Genomic DNA, 2,921 nt, shown 5'->3' on the forward strand with positions numbered 1-2,921 from the left:
TCCCGGAGGTGAAGGAGCGGTGGAGGGTTGCTGGACATAACCCTTGGGTAAGACCGGCTACGACCGATTTGCACTTGCGCTTCGGCCGTAGCGGGAGGGATCGCACCATGATTTTCCTGGAAGCTTTCGGCTCAGTCCTCATTGGCTTCGCCATGGCCCTGGGCGCGGTGCGGCGCTTGCCCGATCGTTTCCCCTCGCGGCCCCTGACGCTCGGCACGGGACCGGTCGCGGCCCTCTTCGGCGCCCTGCTCGCGCACGCCGTCCTCGGCCCCGGGCACGCCATCGCGACGCTGATCGCGGGGGCCGCGCTCGGCGCGGCGCTGCTGTCGCTGCTGCTGCGCCCCGCGAGCCGCGTCCGGCGATCAGTGACGGTCTGACGGCCGTTCCCACCCGGGCCCGGCCCGTGCGCCCTCATGGCGCCGGACCGGCCGGCCTCCGACGCCCTGCCGGCGGGAGGCCCTCAGACCGCTCGGGCCGGGAGGCCGCTCAGGCGGCGAGGCCGAGCGCGGCCATGCGCTTGGTGTGGGCCTCGGTGATGCGGGAGAACATCTTGCCGACCTCCGCGAGGTCGAAGCCGTCGGCGACGCCGCCGACCAGCATGGTCGAGAGCGCGTCGCGGTCCGCGACGACCCGCTGCGCCTGCGAGAGCGCCTCGCCCATCAGCCGCCGGGCCCACAGCGCGAGCCGCCCGCCGACCCGCGGCTCGGCCTCGATCGCGGCCCGCACCTTCTCGACCGCGAAGGTCGCGTGCCCGGTGTCGTCCAGGACGGTCAGCACCAGGCCGCGCGTGTCGGAGTCGAGCCGGGCCGCCACCTCGCGGTAGAAGTCGCTGGCGATCGAGTCGCCGACATACGCCTTGACGAGGCCCTCCAGCCAGTCGGACGGCGCGGTCTGGCGGTGGAACTCGTCCAGCGCGGCGGCGAACGGCTCCATCGCGCCGGTCGGCTCGGCGTCGATGGCCGTCAGCCGGTCGCGCAGCCGCTGGAAGTGCTGGAACTCGGCGGACGCCATCTTCGCCAGCTCCGCCTTGTCGTCGAGCGAGGGCGCCAGCTTCGCGTCCTCCGCGAGCCGCTCGAAGGCGGCCAGCTCACCGTAGGCGAGTGCGCCCAGCAGATCGACGACGGCGGCCTTGTACTGCGGTTCTGCGGATGCCTGGGCCCAGTCCTGGGCAGCGATCCCGGTGTGTTCTTCGGCGGCGGCAGCGGCGTTGTCAGGCGTCTCCATGGTGCGCACAATAGCCCGCTCGACTGGAAGAGGAAGCCCCTGGTCAGCCACGTGTGCCCCACTCGTACAAAGGTTTGCCCCAACACATATGCACGATTCCGGGGTACAGTGGTATTGCGCCTGCCGAGTATCGGCGGGCCGTCCCTATGCTGTGTCTTCCGGAAGCAAGCCTCCCGGACTCCAGCGGATGCCCGGTCGGTGGCCCGATCGGCTTCCACCCGACCGCCCTCAGCGCGGCGCGTACGAGCTGTACGCACGCCAAGCAGGGAACCGCTCGCGGCACGTGCGCACGAGCGAAGGCAGTGGTCCCGCGTCATCCGGCCCCTCCATGGCCGGCCGAGTACCCGGCGCGGTACGACCCCCTTCGCCGCCTCGCTCCGCGTCTCACAGAAGAGGCAAGATTCTGTCCACTTTCCGAGACCTCGGGATTCTTTCCGAGACGGCCGAGGCCCTTGAGGCCGTCGGCATCGTGTCCCCCTTCCCCATTCAGGAGATGACGCTCCCGGTCGCCCTCAGCGGCTCCGACGTCATCGGCCAGGCCAAGACCGGCACCGGCAAGACGCTGGGCTTCGGTCTCCCGCTGCTGGAGCGCGTCACCGTCCCCGCGGACGTCGAGGCGGGCCGGGCGGCGTCCGGGCAGCTGACCGACGCCCCGCAGGCGCTCGTGGTCGTCCCCACCCGCGAGCTCTGCCAGCAGGTCACCAACGACCTGCTGACCGCCGGCAAGGTCCGTAACGTGCGCGTCCTGGCCATCTACGGCGGCCGCGCCTACGAGCCGCAGGTCGAGGCCCTCAAGAAGGGCGTCGACGTGATCGTCGGCACCCCGGGCCGGCTGCTGGACCTCGCGGGCCAGAAGAAGCTCGACCTCTCGCACGTCAAGGCGCTCGTCCTCGACGAGGCCGACGAGATGCTCGACCTGGGCTTCCTGCCCGACGTCGAGCGGATCATCACCATGCTGCCGGTGAAGCGCCAGACGATGCTGTTCTCGGCGACCATGCCGGGCGCCGTCATCGGCCTCGCCCGCCGCTATATGTCGCAGCCCACGCACATCCGCGCCACGTCGCCGGACGACGAGGGCCAGACCGTCCGCAACACCACGCAGCACGTCTTCCGCGCCCACTCCATGGACAAGCCGGAGATGGTCGCGCGCATCCTCCAGGCCGACGGCCGGGGGCTCGCGATGGTCTTCTGCCGTACGAAGCGCACGGCCGCCGACATCGCCGATCAGCTCTCGCGGCGCGGCTTCGCGTCCGGCGCGGTCCACGGCGACCTCGGCCAGGGCGCCCGCGAGCAGGCGCTGCGCGCCTTCCGCAACGGCAAGGTCGACGTGCTGGTCTGCACCGACGTCGCCGCCCGCGGCATCGACGTCGACAACGTGACGCATGTCATCAACTACCAGTCCCCCGAGGACGAGAAGACGTATCTGCACCGCATCGGCCGTACGGGCCGCGCGGGCAAGTCCGGCACGGCGGTCACGCTGGTCGACTGGGACGACATCCCGCGCTGGAAGCTGATCAACAAGGCGCTGGACCTGCCGTTCGACGAGCCGGAGGAGACGTACTCCACCTCCGAGCACCTCTACGAGCTGCTGTCCATCCCCAAGGGCACCAAGGGGATACTGCCGCGCGCCGAGCGCACGCGGGCCGGGCTGGCGGCCGAGGAGATCGAGGACCTCGGCGAGACGGGCGGCCGCGGCC

The 2,921-nt window shown here is 71.2% G+C and carries 3 protein-coding genes; 2 read left to right on the top strand and 1 reads right to left on the bottom strand.

Annotated features, from left to right (window positions below; all coding sequences use genetic code 11):
* The first annotated feature begins 107 nt into the window (after nucleotides 1-107).
* Nucleotides 108-377, top strand: a complete 270-nt coding sequence (locus ACFU99_RS39600) for a hypothetical protein (RefSeq protein WP_384402360.1) — start codon at nucleotides 108-110, stop codon at nucleotides 375-377.
* Between the two features lie 109 nt (nucleotides 378-486).
* Here the strand turns inward: ACFU99_RS39600 and ACFU99_RS39605 are convergent, their stop codons facing one another.
* On the bottom strand, nucleotides 487-1,224 hold the full coding sequence (locus ACFU99_RS39605) for a ferritin-like fold-containing protein (protein ID WP_384402362.1): 738 nt from the start codon (nucleotides 1,222-1,224) through the stop codon (nucleotides 487-489).
* A 328-nt stretch (nucleotides 1,225-1,552) separates the two neighbouring features.
* On the opposite strand from ACFU99_RS39605, the gene ACFU99_RS39610 reads away from it, so the two are divergent.
* The coding region (locus tag ACFU99_RS39610; RefSeq protein WP_384402365.1) for a DEAD/DEAH box helicase at nucleotides 1,553-2,921 on the top strand (1,369 nt) is incomplete at its 3' end.

Origin of the sequence: Streptomyces sp. NPDC057654 (assembly GCF_042800135.1) — a bacterium.
In the GTDB taxonomy this organism is placed as follows: Bacteria; Actinomycetota; Actinomycetes; order Streptomycetales; family Streptomycetaceae; genus Streptomyces.

Excerpts from the sequence above, each read along its gene's own strand:
- ACFU99_RS39600 (WP_384402360.1), top strand. The coding sequence starts at position 108 with ATGATTTTCCTGGAAGCTTTCGGCTCAGTCCTCATTGGCTTCGCCATG.
- ACFU99_RS39605 (WP_384402362.1), bottom strand. The coding sequence starts at position 1,224 with ATGGAGACGCCTGACAACGCCGCTGCCGCCGCCGAAGAACACACCGGG.